This window comes from Bacteroides sp. HF-4919 (genome assembly GCF_018860125.1).
Map to the genome: position 1 here is coordinate 39512 of NZ_JAHKNF010000006.1, position 16908 is coordinate 56419.

Here is a 16908-nt window from a genome sequence, read left to right on the forward strand (position 1 = left end):
CATAATTATATAGAAGTATGAAAGCATTAACAAAAACAGATTTCAACTTTCCGGGACAGAAAAGCGTGTACCACGGAAAAGTACGTGATGTGTACAACATCAATGGCGAACAACTCGTAATGGTAGCTACCGACCGTATCTCGGCCTTTGATGTAGTATTACCCGAAGGCATCCCTTATAAAGGACAAATGCTGAATCAGATTGCAGCTAAATTTCTGGATGCCACAACAGACATCTGTCCGAACTGGAAAGTCGCAACCCCGGATCCAATGGTTACAGTAGGAGTGCTTTGTGAAGGTTTCCCGGTAGAAATGATCGTGCGCGGTTATCTTTGCGGAAGCGCATGGCGTGCCTACAAAAGCGGTGTACGCGAAATCTGTGGCGTAAAACTTCCTGAAGGTATGAAAGAAAACCAGAAGTTCCCCGAACCCATCGTGACTCCAACCACAAAAGCAGAAATGGGACTGCATGATGAAGACATCTCCAAAGAAGAGATTCTGGCCCAGAGATTGGCTACTCCGGAAGAATATGCTACACTTGAAAAATATACATTGGCCCTGTTCAAACGCGGAACTGAAATTGCAGCAGAACGCGGTTTGATTTTGGTAGACACCAAATATGAATTTGGTAAACACAACGGTACCATCTACCTGATGGACGAAATCCACACTCCGGACTCAAGCCGTTACTTCTATGCCGACGGTTACCAGGAACGTTTCGAAAAAGGTGAAGCCCAAAAGCAACTCTCCAAAGAATTTGTGCGTGAGTGGTTAATGGAAAACGGATTCCAGGGTAAAGAAGGACAGAAAGTTCCTGAAATGACTCCTGCCATCGTAGAAAGTATCAGCGAGCGTTATATTGAATTATTCGAAAACATCACTGGTGAGAAATTCGTTAAAGAAGATACCAGCAACATCGCTGAACGTATCGAGAAGAACGTAATGGCATTTCTAAAATAAGAAGCCCGAATCAGAAACGAATAAGATTCACCACAGGGTATACAGAGTACACAAACATGGTTTTGAAACCCAAAACCGTCCACTTTTGTAAACCCTGTGGTGAATAAAACTCTGAATGAAAAATGAACTACCCACAAGAACAAATCAAACCTTATAGCAATGACGGGAAAAAGAGCGAACAGGTAGAACAGATGTTCGACAACATTGCCCCTGCATACGACCAACTGAATCATACCCTTTCATTAGGGATTGACCGGAGTTGGCGACGAAAGGCAATCAATTGGCTCAAACCTTTCCGCCCGCAACAGATAATGGATGTGGCAACCGGTACCGGTGACTTTGCCATTCTGGCATGCCGCGAACTGCAACCCGACCAGCTGATCGGAACAGACATTTCTGAAGGAATGATGAATGTGGGACGTGAAAAAGTGAAAAAGGAAGGTCTTTCCGAAAAGATATCTTTTGCAAAGGAAGACTGTACCTCCCTCTCGTTTGCCGACAACCGTTTTGACGCTATCACTGTCGCTTTTGGTATCCGCAACTTTGAAGATTTGGATAAAGGGCTTTCCGAAATGTGCCGTGTCCTCAAACCGGGCGGGCATCTGGTAATCCTTGAGCTGACAACTCCGGATCGATTTCCGATGAAACAATTATTTTCCATTTACTCAAAAATAGTCATTCCAACCCTCGGCAAACTATTATCGAAAGACAACAGTGCTTACAGCTACCTGCCTCAAACAATCAAAGCATTTCCCCAAGGAGAGGTTATGAAAAACGTTATCTCGCAGGTTGGCTTCAGCCAGGTACAATTCCGACGGCTGACATTCGGCATCTGTACACTTTATACGGCTACGAAATAAATATTAATTTAACATCCTCCCCCTTTATGCAAAAGTATGGTTTAATTGGCTATCCACTAAAACACTCGTTTTCTATCGGCTTTTTTAATGAAAAGTTTAAGTCTGAAGGCATAGACGCCGAATACGTCAACTTCGAGATTCCTGAAATCAACGATTTTATGGAAGTGATCGAAGAAAACCCCAATCTGTGCGGACTGAACGTAACAATCCCTTATAAAGAGCAAGTCATCCCTTTCCTTGACGAATTGGATAAGGACACTGCAAAAATCGGTGCAGTCAATGTTATTAAAATTGTTCGTGGTCCTAAAGGAAAAGTAAAACTGACAGGATATAATTCGGACATTATAGGATTCAGCCAGTCCATTCAGCCATTGTTGCAACCTTATCATAAAAAGGCGTTAATCCTGGGTACAGGCGGTTCGTCCAAAGCAATCTATCATGGCCTGAAGAATCTGGGAATCGATAACGTATTCGTGTCCCGTACCCAAAAAGAAGGCATGCTGACCTACGAAGAACTGACTCCGGAAATCATGGCAGAACATACAGTGATTGTAAACTGTACACCGGTAGGTATGTATCCGAAAGTAGACTTTTGCCCTGCCATTCCCTACGAATTACTGACACCAAACCATTTATTGTACGATTTGTTATATAATCCAAACACCACTCTTTTCATGAAGAAGGGAGAGGAACATGGGGCCGTAACCAAAAACGGTCTCGAAATGCTACTGCTGCAAGCATTTGCCGCATGGGAAATATGGAATAAATAATGAAAAAAGGAATTAAGATAAGCGTCGTTATATTATTGCTGCTGCTTACCGGATGTACGATAGGCGGAAGTTTCTTCATGCTCAACTATTCGCTCCGCCCGGAAGCGAAGATACGTGCCAAGAATGCCGACTCTTATCCTTTCATGTACGAAAACTATCCATTTTTGCGCCCTTGGGTGGATAGCCTTAATCAGGCTCACGCACTTCGGGACACTTTTGTTTTAAATCCGGAAGGCGTCCGCCTGCATGCTTATTACATCGCAGCCCCGCAGCCGACCAAAAAGACAGCAGTCATTGTACATGGCTATACGGACAATGCAATCCGCATGTTCATGATAGGCTATCTATACAATCGCGACCTGCAATACAATGTGCTTTTGCCCGACCTGCAACATCAGGGAGAGAGCGGTGGACCGGCCATTCAAATGGGATGGAAAGACCGTCTGGACGTAATGCAATGGATGCACATCGCCAATGAGCTTTATGGTGACAGTACTCAAATGGTTGTACATGGCATTTCAATGGGAGGGGCCACCACAATGATGGTATCGGGCGAAGTACAGCCCTACTTCGTGAAATGTTTCGTTGAAGATTGTGGTTACACCAGTGTCTGGGATGAATTCTCGCACGAACTGAAAGCAAGTTTCCACCTTCCTTCATATCCATTAATGAATACCACCAGCCTGCTGTGCCAGAAAAAGTACGGATGGAACTTCGAAGAGGCTTCATCATTAAATCAGGTAAAAAAAAGCCGCCTGCCAATGTTTTTCATTCATGGAGACAAAGATACGTACGTGCCCACATGGATGGTTTATCCCCTTTATGAAGCCAAACCGGCTCCCAAGCAGCTTTGGATTGTACCCGGAGCCGCACATGCTTTATCTTATAAAGAGAATAAGGAAGAATACACCCGGAAAGTAAAAGAATTCACTGACCGTTACATTCACTGATATGAAACAGATACTCACTTATTTGCTTTTCGTGTGGATACTCCTTCCACTGAAAGCACAGGAAAAGATATATACCGTAGACAATATTCCCAAAGTACATTTGCAAAACAAGATGCAATATGTCTGCAATCCTGCTGGAATCTTGTCACAACAGGCTTCTGACGAAATGGACTCGATGCTATATGCTTTGGAACAAAAAACAGGTATCGAGACTGTAGTTGCCGTAGTACCTTCCATCGGAGATAAAGACTGTTTTGAGTTCTCCCATCAATTGCTCAACCAATGGGGAGTGGGCAAGAAAGGAAAAGATAACGGACTGGTCATCTTACTGGTCACCGATCAGCGATGCATACAGTTCTATACCGGCTACGGACTGGAAGGCGACCTGCCGGACGCAATCTGCAAACGTATACAAACCAAGGACATGATCCCTTATCTCAAAAAGGGAGACTGGAACCGGGGAATGGTAGCAGGAGTACAAGCAGTATGCCGGCGTCTGGATGGCTCGATGGTAAATGATGATAAAGATACCGGAGAAAAGGGGATATCCGCCTCCATGCTTCTCTTTGCTATTTTAGGTTTCATTGTGGTGGCCGGAGTGGTAGGTATACTGGCTGCACGGGCAAGTACCCGTTGCCCTAAATGTGGAAAACATCAACTTCAACGGAGCGGCACGAACTTAATATCGAACCGCAGCGGAGTAAAGACCGAGGATATTATTTATACTTGCCGCAATTGCGGACACACCGTAGTCCGGCGTCAACAATCATACGATGACAATTACAGGGGACGTGGCGGAAGAGGCGGAGGTCCTTTCATCGGAGGCTTCGGAGGGGGAAGTTTCGGAGGCGGCAGAGGCGGCTTCGGTGGTGGAAGCTTCGGAGGAGGTTCGGGCGGAGGCGGAGGTGCCGGCTCACGTTTCTAAGCAACCCAATCATTCTATTAGTCATTAATCAGTAATCAAAAAGAAACAATATGAAAAAGTCAGTTATTATCCTTATTGCCGTAGTGGCAGTTATCGTCATCTGGGCCATCAGTGCCTACAACGGACTGGTATCCATGGACGAGAATGTAAGCAGCCAATGGGCTAACGTAGAGACACAGTATCAACGTCGTGCCGATCTGATTCCTAACCTGGTCAACACTGTCAAGGGATATGCCTCACATGAAAAGGAAACACTTGAAGGCGTAGTGGAAGCCCGCAGCAAAGCGACTCAAATCAAAGTAGACGCTAATGACCTCACTCCGGAAAAGTTAGCCGAGTATCAGAAGGCGCAAGGAGCAGTCACTTCTGCATTGGGCAAGCTGCTTGCCATCACCGAAAACTACCCGGACCTGAAAGCCAACCAAAACTTCCTTGAATTGCAGGCACAACTGGAAGGTACGGAAAACCGCATCAACGTTGCCCGCAAAAATTTTAATGACGCTGCGCAGGCATACAATACCTCTATCCGTCGGTTCCCGAAAAGCATCTTTGCTTCCATATTCGGTTTCGAAAAACGTACTTATTTCGAAGCAGCCGAAGGCACGGAAAAGGCACCGGAAGTAAAATTCTGATAAGTCACGCAAATCCTTTTCACCAGAAAAGATTGCCGATACACAATACCCGATGAATAAAGTGGAAAATAACCCTCAACAGGGTATATTTCCCACTTTATTCATTCATATAATCTGCTCCGCAGTCACCCTCTCTCCGTCCCGCTCTCGCCTCCCCCACTCTTTTCTTAAACCTTGTTCCAAAGTACTTCAAATACAAAATGATATTATTCCGTTTAAAGTACTAAAGAACTAAAAGGAAACTCGTTTCAAACAATAATTAAAGTTCATCTCAGGTGCTACGATGTATATCTTAGCGGGCAAGATACATATCTTAGCCGCCAAGATGTCTATCTTAGCAGCTAAGATAAAGAATTTCATATGAAAAAGCTCTTTTTACTAAAGGTCCGGCAAAACTTTCACCAAAACTTTTTCGTGCTTTGGGCTTTAACTTCGCAGCGAGTGTATGTAAGTCCATTTGCCTGATCTGCACTAACAACAGATTGAAGGGCGGATTGCAAAGCACTTTTGAACTTTTCATTTCAAACTTCCAAATTAAAAACGGACTCTCTCCCTGTCGTATTACTCCATCGTTATATCCGCCAATTTGTTGGCTATAAGGAAAAAAAGCAGTACTTTTGCCGTTGTATACAAAATCCAAATAACTCATGAGTAATCAACGATACATGATGCGAGGCGTCAGCGCATCAAAAGAAGATGTGCACAATGCCATCAAGAACATCGACAAAGGAATTTTTCCACAAGCATTCTGTAAAATAATCCCTGATATTCTGGGTGGAGATCCGGAGTATTGCAATATTATGCATGCTGATGGTGCAGGAACCAAATCGAGCCTGGCCTATATGTACTGGAAAGAAACAGGGGACCTCTCCGTGTGGAAAGGGATTGCCCAGGATGCACTGATCATGAACATAGACGACTTGCTTTGTGTGGGCGCAGTCGACAATATTCTGGTATCTTCAACCATCGGACGCAATAAACTTCTTATTCCCGGAGAAGTAATTTCCGCCATCATCAACGGAACAGACGAACTACTGGCCGAACTCCGTGAAATGGGAGTAGGTGTGTATGCCACCGGTGGTGAAACAGCCGATGTGGGTGATCTCGTCCGTACCATTATCGTAGACAGTACGGTAACCTGCCGCATGAAACGGGCAGACGTTATCAACAATGCCAATATCCGTCCGGGAGACGTTATTGTAGGCCTTGCCTCACACGGACAAGCCACTTATGAAAAAGAATACAATGGCGGTATGGGCAGCAATGGACTGACTTCTGCCCGCCATGACGTTTTTGCCAAATATCTGGCAGAAAAATATCCCGAAAGCTATGATGCGGCAGTGCCCGAAGAACTGGTTTATTCGGGCGGACTGAAGCTGACAGACGCAGTAGAAGGTTCTCCGATCGATGCGGGAAAGCTCGTACTTTCTCCTACCCGCACTTACGCACCGGTAGTGAAGAAATTGCTCGATGCGCTACGTCCTGAAATTCACGGAATGGTACACTGCTCGGGTGGTGCACAAACCAAAGTGCTGCATTTCGTAGGCGATGTACGCGTAGTAAAAGACAACCTCTTCCCCGTGCCTCCATTGTTCAGAACCATTCAGGAACAAAGTGGAACCGACTGGGCAGAAATGTATAAGGTATTCAACATGGGCCATCGCCTTGAAGTATACCTTTCACCCGAACACGCGGCCGAAGTTATCAAGATCAGCGAATCTTTCGGTATCCCTGCACAAATCGTGGGACGCATCGAAGAAAGCGATAAGAAAGAACTGATTATCAAGAGTGAGTTCGGAGAATTCACATATTAGAAAACGAACAAGATCCATCACAGAGGACACAGAGTTTGCAGAGGTACTTACACGTACTTATGAAACCCTCTGTAGTTTCCGTGACGGATTAAATTCGTAGTTCATTTAACTCCAAAATTTATGGCAGACAACAATAGTATATTAGAAAAACTCGATGGTCTTGTTGCCCGTTTCGAAGAGGTGTCTACCCTTATTACCGACCCGGCAGTGATTGCCGACCAGAAACGATACGTAAAATTAACCAAAGAATACAAGGACCTGGACGATTTGATGAAAGCCCGTAAAGAGTACATGCAACTGCTGGCCAACATTGAAGAAGCTAAAGACATTCTCTCAAACGAGTCGGATACCGATATGAGAGAAATGGCCAAAGAGGAAATGGACAACAGCCAGGAACGCCTTCCGGTATTGGAAGAGGAAATCAAACTGTTACTGGTACCGGCCGATCCTCAGGACGGCAAAAATGCCATTCTTGAAATTCGCGGAGGTACAGGTGGAGACGAAGCCGCCATCTTTGCAGGCGATCTTTTCCGGATGTACGCCAAATTTTGTGAAACGAAAGGTTGGAAGATGGAAGTATCCAGCGCCAATGAAGGTGCTGCCGGCGGATATAAGGAAATCATTTGCAGTGTTACCGGCGATAATGTATATGGCACATTAAAATACGAATCGGGTGTACATCGTGTTCAGCGCGTACCGGCAACAGAGACTCAGGGACGCGTGCATACCTCGGCAGCTTCGGTAGCCGTACTTCCCGAAGCGGAAGAGTTTGATGTAGTGATTAACGAAGGTGAAATCAAATGGGATACTTTCCGTTCGGGAGGTGCCGGCGGACAAAACGTAAACAAGGTTGAATCGGGTGTCCGCTTGCGTTACATCTGGAAGAATCCCAATACGGGAGTAGCAGAGGAAATCCTGATCGAATGTACTGAAACCCGCGACCAGCCTAAAAATAAAGAACGTGCTTTGGCGCGCCTTCGTACGTTTATCTACGACAAGGAACATCAGAAGTATATCGACGACATCGCATCCAAACGTAAAACAATGGTTTCGACGGGCGACCGTTCGGCCAAAATCCGTACTTATAACTATCCCCAAGGGCGTATAACCGACCATCGCATCAATTATACCATCTATAACCTGGCCGCCTTCATGGACGGAGATATCCAGGAATGCATCGATAAGTTGACTGTGGCCGAAAATGCTGAACGTCTGAAAGAGAGTGAATTGTAACGAGAAGGCAACTTCAATCGTAAATCGTAAATTTGTAAACAAAGAAAGATGAATAAACAACAATTATTTGAAAACATCAAACGCAAAAAGTCATTTCTTTGCGTAGGGCTCGACACAGATATTAAAAAAATACCGGAACATCTTTTAAAGGAAGAAGATCCCATCTTCGCTTTCAATAAAGCAATCATTGATGCAACGGCAGATTATTGCATCGCTTATAAGCCTAATCTGGCTTTCTATGAGAGCATGGGCGTAAAAGGATGGATTGCTTTTGAAAAAACAGTAAATTACATCAAGGAAAATTATCCCGACCAGTTTATCATCGCTGACGCCAAACGCGGTGATATCGGCAATACATCGGCCATGTACGCCCGCACCTTCTTCGAAGAGCTCGACATCGACTCTGTCACTGTAGCTCCTTATATGGGAGAAGACAGCGTTACTCCATTCTTATCTTACGAAGGGAAATGGGTAATTCTGCTGACTCTGACTTCAAACAAAGGCTCACACGACTTCCAACTGACGGAAGATGCCAACGGCGAACGCCTTTTCGAGAAAGTATTAAAAAAATCACAGAAATGGGCCAATGATGAACAGATGATGTACGTTGTGGGCGCTACTCAGGGACGTGCTTTCGAAGACATCCGTAAGATTGTCCCCAATCACTTCCTTCTGGTTCCGGGTATCGGCGCTCAGGGAGGTTCTCTTGAAGAAGTATGCAAATATGGCATGAACAGTACCTGTGGACTCATTGTGAATTCCTCCCGCGGAATTATTTATGTAGATAAGACCGAAAATTTTGCCGCTGCCGCCCGTGCCGCTGCCAAAGAAGTGCAAGAGCAAATGGCAGAACAGCTGAAAGCTATCTTATAATGCCTCACGAACGGAAGATAATCAACGATCCGGTATTCGGGTTCATCAACATACCAAAGGGGTTGCTGTACGACATCGTACGGCATCCCCTTTTGCAGCGTTTAAACCGCATCAAGCAAGTAGGGCTTTCATCCGTAGTCTATCCCGGTGCACAGCACACCCGGTTCCAGCACTCTCTGGGAGCTTTCCACCTGATGAGCGAAGCTATCACGCAACTGGCCTCCAAAGGGAACTTCATATTCGACAGTGAAGCCGAAGCCGTACAGGCAGCCATCCTTCTGCACGACATCGGCCACGGGCCTTTTTCGCATGTTCTTGAAGACACCATTGTCAAAGGAGTATCCCATGAAGAAATCTCCCTGATGCTGATGGAACGGATGAACAAGGAGCTGAACGGACAACTTAGTTTAGCCATTCAGATATTCAAAGACGAATATCCCAAACGCTTCTTGCACCAATTAGTCAGCGGACAACTGGATATGGACCGTCTGGATTACTTGCGCCGTGACAGTTTCTATACCGGAGTTTCGGAAGGCAATATAGGTTCGGCACGCATCATCAAAATGCTCGACGTAGCAGACGACCATCTGGTAGTGGAGTCCAAAGGAATCTATTCCATAGAAAACTTCCTTACAGCACGGCGACTGATGTACTGGCAGGTTTACCTGCACAAAACGTCAGTGGCCTATGAACGGATGCTGATCAGTGCCCTGTTACGTGCCAAGGAACTGGCTTCGCAAGGAGTGGAACTGTTTGCCTCGCCGGCGCTGAAATTCTTCCTGTACAACCACATCGACCCGGAAGTATTTTACAATAACCCTGACTGTCTGGAAAACTTCATTCAGTTGGACGATAATGATATCTGGACGGCTCTTAAAGTATGGAGCACCCATACGGATAAGGTTTTATCAACATTAAGCCTGGGTATGATTAATCGTAACATATTCAAGGTTGAGATATGCGCTGAACCTATCAGTGAAGAGCGAAAAAAAGAATTGACTTTGCAGATCAGCCAACAATTAGGCATCACTCTTTCCGAAGCAGACTATTTTGTCTCTACCCCCAGTATCGAAAAGAACATGTACGATTCGGCAGATGACAGCATTGATATTATTTACAAAGACGGAACAATAAAAAATATTGCAGAAGCATCGGACATGCTAAACATTTCATTGCTTTCTAAAAAGGTAAAGAAATACTATATCTGCTACTTGCGTTGGGATAGATAAGTATAAAATATTCATCAAAGAGTAAGGATATATAAAAAAAAAGTCCGTTATTTGCGTACTAATTAAATTTTAAAGTAAGATTATGGAGTTCTCGGCTAAGCAAATTGCAGCATTTATCCAAGGGGAAATTATAGGTGACGAAAACGCTACTGTACATACATTCGCAAAGATAGAAGAAGGAATACCGGGCGCTATCTCTTTCCTTTCTAATCCGAAATATACACCTTATATATATGAGACCGAAGCTAGCATTGTATTGGTGAACAAAGATTTTACTCCCGAACAAGAAGTAAAAGCAACATTAATCAAAGTAGACAATGCTTACGAGAGCCTTGCCAAACTGCTCAATCTATATGAGATGAGCAAACCCAAAAGAACCGGTATCGACCCACGTGCCTATGTAGCGGAAACCGCTAAAATAGGAAAAGACGTATATATAGCTCCTTTCGCCTGCATAGGCGACCATGCGGAAGTAGGAGATAATACGGTTATTCATCCGCATGCCACTGTAGGCGGTGGTGCCAAAATAGGCAGTAATTGTATCCTATATGCCAATGCAACAGTATATCATGATTGCCGGGTAGGAAACAATTGTATCCTGCACGCAGGATGTGTGATCGGAGCAGACGGCTTCGGTTTCGCTCCTACCCCGCAAGGATACGAAAAAATTCCTCAAATCGGTATCGTCATTCTTGAAGATAATGTAGAAGTCGGAGCCAATACCTGCATAGACCGCGCAACCATGGGAGCGACCGTGATTCATAGCGGAGTGAAATTAGATAATCTGATCCAAATAGCTCACAACGACGAAATAGGTTCGCATACCGTAATGGCTGCCCAAGTGGGTATCGCAGGTTCTACCAAGGTAGGCGAATGGTGTATGTTCGGCGGACAAGTAGGTATTGCCGGACATCTCAAAATAGGCAACCAAGTAAATCTGGGAGCTCAATCGGGTGTACCGGGGAATATAAAATCCGGTAGCCAACTTATCGGAACTCCTCCTATGGAACTAAAACAATACTTCAAAGCATCCATCGCACAAAAAAGCCTTCCGGAGATGCAGATCGAATTACGCAATCTCCGCAAAGAAATAGAAGAATTAAAACAACAATTAAATAAGTAACCAATGCTGAAACAAAAAACTCTGAAAGATAGCTTTTCACTGAGAGGAAAAGGTCTTCACACTGGACTTGACCTGACTGTTACGTTTAACCCTGCCCCGGATAACCATGGCTACAAAATACAGCGCACGGATCTGGAAGGGCAACCCATTATCGATGCCGTAGCTGATAATGTAGTTGAAACGACAAGAGGAACCGTGCTGTCAAAAAATGGAGTAAAAGTAAGCACAGTTGAACATGGAATGGCAGCCCTCTATGCTTTGGGCATCGACAACTGCCTGATCCAGGTTAACGGACCGGAATTTCCGATTCTGGACGGAAGTGCACAATATTATGTACAAGAAATAGAGAGAGTAGGAACCGAGGAGCAAAATGCTGTTAAGGATTTCTATATCATTAAATCAAAAATAGAGTTTCGTGACGAGGAGACAGGTTCATCCATCATTGTATTACCCGATGAGAATTTCAGCCTGAACGTACTGGTTTCTTACGATTCGACCATCATCCCGAACCAGTTTGCAACACTGGAGGATATGAAGAAATTCAAAGAAGAGATCGCCCCCAGCCGTACCTTTGTATTTGTACGTGAAATCGAACCTCTGTTATCAGCCGGACTTATCAAAGGAGGCGATCTGGACAATGCCATCGTTATTTACGAACGCGAAATGTCGCAAGAGAACTATGATAAGTTAGCCGATATTATGGGTGTTCCTCATATGGATGCCAAACTACTGGGATATATCAACCATAAACCGTTGGTATGGCCCAACGAGTGTGCCCGCCATAAGTTACTGGACGTAATCGGAGACCTTGCTTTGATTGGTAAACCGATTAAAGGAAGAATCATCGCTACACGCCCGGGACATACCATCAATAACAAATTCGCACGTCAGATGCGTAAAGAAATCCGCCTGCATGAGATACAGGCACCGACCTATGACTGTAACCGAGCTCCGATTATGGATGTAAACCGTATCCGCGAACTACTTCCGCACCGTTATCCATTCCAATTGGTGGATAAAGTGATTGAAATTGGCGCCAACTATATTGTCGGTGTAAAGAATGTAACTTCCAATGAACCTTTCTTCCAAGGACACTTCCCTCAAGAGCCTGTAATGCCGGGTGTACTGCAAATAGAAGCAATGGCTCAAATCGGCGGATTACTCGTTCTAAATTCAGTAGATGAACCAGACCGTTATTCTACTTATTTCATGAAGATCGATGGCGTGAAGTTCCGTCAGAAAGTAGTGCCGGGCGATACCCTGATATTCCGTGTTGAGTTATTGGCTCCTATCCGCCGGGGCATTTCGACCATGAAAGGCTATGCTTTCGTCGGTGAGAAAGTAGTCTGTGAATGCGAATTCATGGCTCAAATAGTAAAAAACAAATAATTTATAAGCATGATAAGTCCCTTAGCGTATATTCATCCCGAAGCAAAAATCGGTGAAAACGTAGAGATTGCTCCGTTTGTTTACATTGATAGAAATGTAGTCATCGGAGATAACAATAAAATTATGGCTAATGCCAACATCCTGTACGGTTCACGTATCGGAAACGGAAATACAATCTTCCCGGGAGCCGTTATCGGAGCAATTCCCCAGGATTTGAAATTCAAGGGTGAAGAGAGCACAGCCGAAATAGGTGATAATAACCTGATTCGTGAAAATGTGACCATCAACCGGGGTACAGCTGCCAAAGGCAGAACCATTGTAGGCAATAACAACCTGCTGATGGAAGGTGTCCATGTAGCTCACGACGCATTGATCGGTAACGGCTGTATCATTGGTAATTCTACCAAAATGGCCGGTGAAATCGTTATTGACGATAATGCCATCATCAGTGCAAATGTATTGATGCACCAGTTTTGCCGGGTAGGCGGATACGTGATGATCCAGGGAGGTTGTCGTTTCAGCAAAGATATTCCCCCATACATCATAGCCGGTCGCGAACCCATCGCTTATAGTGGAATCAACATCATCGGACTCCGTCGTCGTGGTTTTTCAAATGAAGTTATTGAGAATATTCATAATGCATACCGCATCATTTACCAAAGCGGACTCAACACATCGGACGCCCTTGCAAAGGTTGAATCAGAAATACCCGCCAGTCCCGAAATAGAATATATCGTTGATTTTATTCGTAACTCGGACCGGGGAATCATCAGGTAAATAAATAGAAATCAATAAGAAAAAGGAGGATGCCCGGAAAGCATCCTCCTTTTTTGTGGAATAAACCCAGCCATCTTATTTGCAATCTTTCGGTTTTTTATTACTTTTACGCCATCAATAAAACAGTAACAACTATGATATACAGATTTACCATTATATCTGATGAGGTTGACGATTTCGTCAGAGAGATACAGATTGACCCGGAAGCTACTTTCTTCGATTTTCACGAAGCTATCTTGAAAGCAGCGGGTTACACGAATGACCAGATGACTTCTTTCTTTATCTGCGATGACGATTGGGAAAAAGAGAAAGAAATTACTCTGGAGGAAATGGACAATAATCCGGAAATGGACAGCTGGATAATGAAAGAAACCCGCCTCAACGAACTGATTGAAGACGAAAAACAAAAACTGCTCTATGTATTCGACTACATGACGGAACGTTGTTTCTTTATCGAATTATCCGAAATCATCACCGGAAAAGAAATAAAAGGTGCCAAATGTACCAAAAAGTCAGGTGAAGCTCCTAAGCAAACAGTAGATTTCGAAGAGATGGCTGCCGCAGGAGGCTCACTCGACTTAGATGAGAATTTCTATGGTGATCAGGACTTCGACATGGAAGATTTTGATGCAGAAGGATTTGATGTTAACGATGGTGCATCCGGTGGTGGAGGTTCATACGACGAAGATAAATTTTGAATAATATGCCCATGTGACAATACACCTGCCGACCACGTTATCATATTGCATAGCAGCCGACATATTGTCACATGGACACATTATCACATTACTAATCGTTATGACTACCAAAACTTTAATCGTACTTATAGGGCCTACAGGCGTAGGAAAAACGGAGTTAAGCCTCCGTATAGCAGAACATTTCAAGACGAGTATCATTTCGTCTGATTCCCGGCAGTTATACGCCGAACTTAAGATAGGAACAGCAGCTCCAACCCCGGAGCAATTAAAACGGGTTCCACATTATTTTGTAGGTACTTTGCAACTCACCGATTATTACAGTGCCGCCCAATATGAGACGGAGGTAATGTCTCTCCTTGAACTTTTATTCAAACAGCATGATGTCGTTCTCCTCACAGGAGGTTCTATGATGTATGTAGATGCCATCTGTAAAGGTATTGACGATATACCGACCGTGGATACGGAAACCCGCGAACTTCTGCTACATAAATACGAAACAGAAGGACTGGATAATCTCTGTGCCGAACTGAAATTGCTGGACCCGGAATATTATAAGATTGTAGATTTAAAGAACCCCAAACGAGTCATTCACGCATTGGAAATCTGCTACATGACAGGAAAGACTTATACCTCCTTCCGCACCCAACAAAAAAAAGAACGTCCTTTTCATATTCTGAAAATAGGATTGACTCGGGATCGTACCGAACTGTATGACCGTATCAACCGCCGCGTAGACCAAATGATGGAAGAAGGCTTACTGGAAGAAGCACGTTCTGTATATACCCACCGAAATCTAAACTCTTTGAATACTGTTGGTTATAAAGAGATATTCAAATATCTGGATGGAGAATGGGAACTACCTTTTGCCATTGAAAAGATAAAGCAAAACTCACGTATCTATTCACGCAAACAAATGACTTGGTTTAAGCGGGATAAAGAAATCCAATGGTTCCATCCTGAACAAGAGATAGAAATACTATCGCACCTCCACTCTCAATTAGATACTTATAAATAGCAGATATATTCTTAAAGAATAGAGAAAAGAAGCCGAATAAAAAAAGAGCAAAGCAAGTGTTATTATAAAAAAATTAATATATTTACCAACATAGATAATAATATTAATCTTTTAAAGTTAACACTATGCAAAAACGCGGTATCGCAGCTACTGCTTTGTGCGCAATCACTACAATTGAGTTTAATCTTAAAAACCAAAAGCAGGATATAATTTTAGCCAATATTGAGGCACTGGCACAAACTGAATTTGATTATAATAATGGTGCTGAAAGAAGAATAATGGACTCTTTCCAAAGTGAGCCTGTTTATCAAGTAGATGTAAACGGAAACAAAACTATAGAAACAATTTTTGTTTATACGGAAACGAGTTGTTATGGCAGCGGTATAATCGCATGCGAATATGATTTTAGTGCAGACATTAGTCAAAGACCTCTTTAATATGAAAAAAAAGATATTTTTCTCCGGCTTCCTATTGATGATAATGTTCTGTGGATGTATGACCCAGAATGAAATAACAAGCTCGATTGCAGAGTTAGAAACAGTAGAAAAATCAGTGAATGACACTCTTTTTCTACAAAACCCGCAGGTCTTCTGTCTGGAAACAAAAGACAATGCATTGATAAAACGCATTAATCGGGTAATAGAGTGGAAAAACACCTATTATATTTTAGATAAATCCATGAAGCAAGTGTTGGCTTTCAATGACAAAGGCAAACATCTATTTACCATACACCGTGTAGGAGTAGGTAAAGGAGAATATGGAAGTATACTGGATATAGCCATAGACAGGCAAAATGAAAATTTAGTATTCTTAGCCGACCCAACCTCACTGATATATTATGACTTGCAAGGGAACTTCATCAGAACTACAAAACTACCAGGACACTATCATTCAATAGCTATTGATAACGGAATAATATACTTAGAAAATGCCACACTTATTAATAATCAGTTATCCACATCATCCATCACAGTAATAGCCCCGAACGATCAAAAGACTGAATTATTAAAACCACTCCGAGAAATAGCTCCTTATTGTTTTATCGGAGGACATCAACTGGGCGGAACAGCTCCTGTTGTATTTACCAGAAAGTTCGATGATACGATCTATCAACTGGAAGACGGGAAAATAAGTCCTTACTACTCCTTCAATTTTATGAATGAAAGCTTTCCGGAAGCAGCCAAAGACAAAGAATACACCTGCCGCGAACTTAATAAGTTCACATGGGACCGATATGTATATTTAATGACTAACGTGACAGACGCCCCCCAATACTTATTATTCAGTACAAATCTATTCGGTATATATGTATTTGATAAAAATCAAAACAAGTTATTGAAATACAATAAGATATACAATACGGAATACCAAGCAGACTTGCACCAATATATACCGGTAGAAGGAGCCAATAACCGAGTATTCTTTACGGTTTCTCCCACGACCCTGTTCAGCCTCAAAGCTATAGTTGACCATCATCCGTCTTTCAAAAACAAAATGTCCGATAAACTATATAAATTGACAGAATCATTGGATAGTGACTCTAATCCGGTGATTTTTAGCTATCAGGTAAAATAAACCGCATCCCCAAACCCCACCGATTGAGGGTGTGTCGAAACTTTTATTCACCACACTCTCAATCGGTGGCAGCAAAAATTCTATCT

18 protein-coding genes are annotated in these 16908 nt (G+C 43.4%); 17 read left to right on the forward strand and 1 reads right to left on the reverse strand.

Annotated features, from left to right (window positions below; translation table 11 throughout):
* The first annotated feature begins 17 nt into the window (after positions 1-17).
* From KO473_RS11635 to KO473_RS11660, 6 genes are all read left to right on the forward strand, one after another.
* Entirely contained in the window at positions 18-959 is a 942-nt protein-coding gene (locus tag KO473_RS11635) for a phosphoribosylaminoimidazolesuccinocarboxamide synthase (protein ID WP_005818517.1), read from the forward strand.
* A 122-nt stretch (positions 960-1081) separates the two neighbouring features.
* Positions 1082-1819 carry a bifunctional demethylmenaquinone methyltransferase/2-methoxy-6-polyprenyl-1,4-benzoquinol methylase UbiE gene (gene ubiE, locus KO473_RS11640; protein WP_005775644.1) on the forward strand — a complete coding sequence of 246 codons (738 nt, stop codon included), beginning with the start codon at positions 1082-1084 and terminating at the stop codon, positions 1817-1819.
* A gap of 26 nt (positions 1820-1845) precedes the next feature.
* Positions 1846-2589 carry a shikimate dehydrogenase gene (locus KO473_RS11645; RefSeq protein ID WP_005818516.1) on the forward strand — a complete coding sequence of 248 codons (744 nt, stop codon included), beginning with the start codon at positions 1846-1848 and terminating at the stop codon, positions 2587-2589.
* A complete protein-coding gene (locus KO473_RS11650; protein WP_005818514.1) occupies positions 2589-3539 on the forward strand; it encodes an alpha/beta hydrolase in 951 nt (316 codons plus the stop codon). The genes KO473_RS11645 and KO473_RS11650 overlap by 1 nt, the downstream gene beginning before the upstream one ends.
* 1 nt (position 3540) lies before the next feature.
* Positions 3541-4464 carry a TPM domain-containing protein gene (locus tag KO473_RS11655; RefSeq protein WP_005818512.1) on the forward strand — a complete coding sequence of 308 codons (924 nt, stop codon included), beginning with the start codon at positions 3541-3543 and terminating at the stop codon, positions 4462-4464.
* A 50-nt stretch (positions 4465-4514) separates the two neighbouring features.
* Complete coding sequence (locus KO473_RS11660) at positions 4515-5096, forward strand: LemA family protein (RefSeq protein WP_005775638.1); 582 nt, start codon at positions 4515-4517, stop codon at positions 5094-5096.
* Between the two features lie 334 nt (positions 5097-5430).
* On the opposite strand, the gene KO473_RS11665 is transcribed toward KO473_RS11660, so the two are convergent.
* On the reverse strand, positions 5431-5745 hold the full coding sequence (locus KO473_RS11665) for a hypothetical protein (RefSeq protein ID WP_032537334.1): 315 nt from the start codon (positions 5743-5745) through the stop codon (positions 5431-5433).
* Between KO473_RS11665 and KO473_RS11670 the strand changes: the two genes are divergently transcribed.
* The 11 genes from KO473_RS11670 (at position 5744) to KO473_RS11720 (ending at position 16822) form a co-directional block, all read left to right on the forward strand.
* Positions 5744-6910, forward strand: a complete 1167-nt coding sequence (locus KO473_RS11670; protein ID WP_005775636.1) for an AIR synthase related protein — start codon at positions 5744-5746, stop codon at positions 6908-6910. The genes KO473_RS11665 and KO473_RS11670 overlap by 2 nt on opposite strands.
* Before the next feature lie 120 nt (positions 6911-7030).
* A complete protein-coding gene (gene prfA, locus KO473_RS11675; RefSeq protein WP_005775635.1) occupies positions 7031-8143 on the forward strand; it encodes a peptide chain release factor 1 in 1113 nt (370 codons plus the stop codon).
* A 48-nt stretch (positions 8144-8191) separates the two neighbouring features.
* Positions 8192-9016, forward strand: coding sequence for an orotidine-5'-phosphate decarboxylase (gene pyrF, locus KO473_RS11680; RefSeq protein WP_005818508.1), 825 nt, complete (start codon positions 8192-8194; stop codon positions 9014-9016).
* Positions 9016-10245, forward strand: coding sequence for an HD domain-containing protein (locus tag KO473_RS11685; RefSeq protein WP_005775632.1), 1230 nt, complete (start codon positions 9016-9018; stop codon positions 10243-10245). Before pyrF ends, KO473_RS11685 begins: the two co-directional genes overlap by 1 nt.
* Before the next feature lie 82 nt (positions 10246-10327).
* Positions 10328-11368 carry a UDP-3-O-(3-hydroxymyristoyl)glucosamine N-acyltransferase gene (gene lpxD, locus KO473_RS11690; RefSeq protein WP_005775631.1) on the forward strand — a complete coding sequence of 347 codons (1041 nt, stop codon included), beginning with the start codon at positions 10328-10330 and terminating at the stop codon, positions 11366-11368.
* A gap of 3 nt (positions 11369-11371) precedes the next feature.
* Positions 11372-12757: a bifunctional UDP-3-O-[3-hydroxymyristoyl] N-acetylglucosamine deacetylase/3-hydroxyacyl-ACP dehydratase gene (locus tag KO473_RS11695; protein WP_122130225.1), complete on the forward strand. Its 1386-nt coding sequence runs from the start codon at positions 11372-11374 to the stop codon at positions 12755-12757.
* Positions 12758-12766: 9 nt separating this feature from the next.
* A complete protein-coding gene (gene lpxA, locus KO473_RS11700) occupies positions 12767-13534 on the forward strand; it encodes an acyl-ACP--UDP-N-acetylglucosamine O-acyltransferase (RefSeq protein ID WP_005775629.1) in 768 nt (255 codons plus the stop codon).
* 134 nt (positions 13535-13668) lie between these two features.
* A complete protein-coding gene (locus KO473_RS11705) occupies positions 13669-14232 on the forward strand; it encodes a hypothetical protein (protein ID WP_005775628.1) in 564 nt (187 codons plus the stop codon).
* 100 nt (positions 14233-14332) lie between these two features.
* Positions 14333-15247 carry a tRNA (adenosine(37)-N6)-dimethylallyltransferase MiaA gene (miaA, locus tag KO473_RS11710; protein ID WP_032537158.1) on the forward strand — a complete coding sequence of 305 codons (915 nt, stop codon included), beginning with the start codon at positions 14333-14335 and terminating at the stop codon, positions 15245-15247.
* A 125-nt stretch (positions 15248-15372) separates the two neighbouring features.
* Complete coding sequence (locus KO473_RS11715) at positions 15373-15684, forward strand: hypothetical protein (protein ID WP_005775625.1); 312 nt, start codon at positions 15373-15375, stop codon at positions 15682-15684.
* A complete protein-coding gene (locus tag KO473_RS11720; protein WP_005818502.1) occupies positions 15647-16822 on the forward strand; it encodes a 6-bladed beta-propeller in 1176 nt (391 codons plus the stop codon). The genes KO473_RS11715 and KO473_RS11720 overlap by 38 nt, the downstream gene beginning before the upstream one ends.
* Positions 16823-16908: the final 86 nt, after the last annotated feature.

What these genes read in the sequence shown, in the direction of transcription:
- KO473_RS11660 (WP_005775638.1), top strand. Translation starts at nt 4,515, where the DNA reads ATGAAAAAGTCAGTTATTATCCTTATTGCCGTAGTGGCAGTTATCGTC.
- KO473_RS11720 (WP_005818502.1), top strand. Translation starts at nt 15,647, where the DNA reads ATGATTTTAGTGCAGACATTAGTCAAAGACCTCTTTAATATGAAAAAA.
- lpxD (WP_005775631.1), top strand. Translation starts at nt 10,328, where the DNA reads ATGGAGTTCTCGGCTAAGCAAATTGCAGCATTTATCCAAGGGGAAATT.
- ubiE (WP_005775644.1), top strand. Translation starts at nt 1,082, where the DNA reads ATGAACTACCCACAAGAACAAATCAAACCTTATAGCAATGACGGGAAA.
- KO473_RS11650 (WP_005818514.1), top strand. Translation starts at nt 2,589, where the DNA reads ATGAAAAAAGGAATTAAGATAAGCGTCGTTATATTATTGCTGCTGCTT.
- KO473_RS11705 (WP_005775628.1), top strand. Translation starts at nt 13,669, where the DNA reads ATGATATACAGATTTACCATTATATCTGATGAGGTTGACGATTTCGTC.
- KO473_RS11685 (WP_005775632.1), top strand. Translation starts at nt 9,016, where the DNA reads ATGCCTCACGAACGGAAGATAATCAACGATCCGGTATTCGGGTTCATC.
- KO473_RS11695 (WP_122130225.1), top strand. Translation starts at nt 11,372, where the DNA reads ATGCTGAAACAAAAAACTCTGAAAGATAGCTTTTCACTGAGAGGAAAA.
- KO473_RS11665 (WP_032537334.1), bottom strand. Translation starts at nt 5,745, where the DNA reads ATGAGTTATTTGGATTTTGTATACAACGGCAAAAGTACTGCTTTTTTT.
- miaA (WP_032537158.1), top strand. Translation starts at nt 14,333, where the DNA reads ATGACTACCAAAACTTTAATCGTACTTATAGGGCCTACAGGCGTAGGA.
- KO473_RS11655 (WP_005818512.1), top strand. Translation starts at nt 3,541, where the DNA reads ATGAAACAGATACTCACTTATTTGCTTTTCGTGTGGATACTCCTTCCA.
- KO473_RS11670 (WP_005775636.1), top strand. Translation starts at nt 5,744, where the DNA reads ATGAGTAATCAACGATACATGATGCGAGGCGTCAGCGCATCAAAAGAA.
- KO473_RS11635 (WP_005818517.1), top strand. Translation starts at nt 18, where the DNA reads ATGAAAGCATTAACAAAAACAGATTTCAACTTTCCGGGACAGAAAAGC.
- KO473_RS11645 (WP_005818516.1), top strand. Translation starts at nt 1,846, where the DNA reads ATGCAAAAGTATGGTTTAATTGGCTATCCACTAAAACACTCGTTTTCT.
- lpxA (WP_005775629.1), top strand. Translation starts at nt 12,767, where the DNA reads ATGATAAGTCCCTTAGCGTATATTCATCCCGAAGCAAAAATCGGTGAA.
- KO473_RS11715 (WP_005775625.1), top strand. Translation starts at nt 15,373, where the DNA reads ATGCAAAAACGCGGTATCGCAGCTACTGCTTTGTGCGCAATCACTACA.
- prfA (WP_005775635.1), top strand. Translation starts at nt 7,031, where the DNA reads ATGGCAGACAACAATAGTATATTAGAAAAACTCGATGGTCTTGTTGCC.
- pyrF (WP_005818508.1), top strand. Translation starts at nt 8,192, where the DNA reads ATGAATAAACAACAATTATTTGAAAACATCAAACGCAAAAAGTCATTT.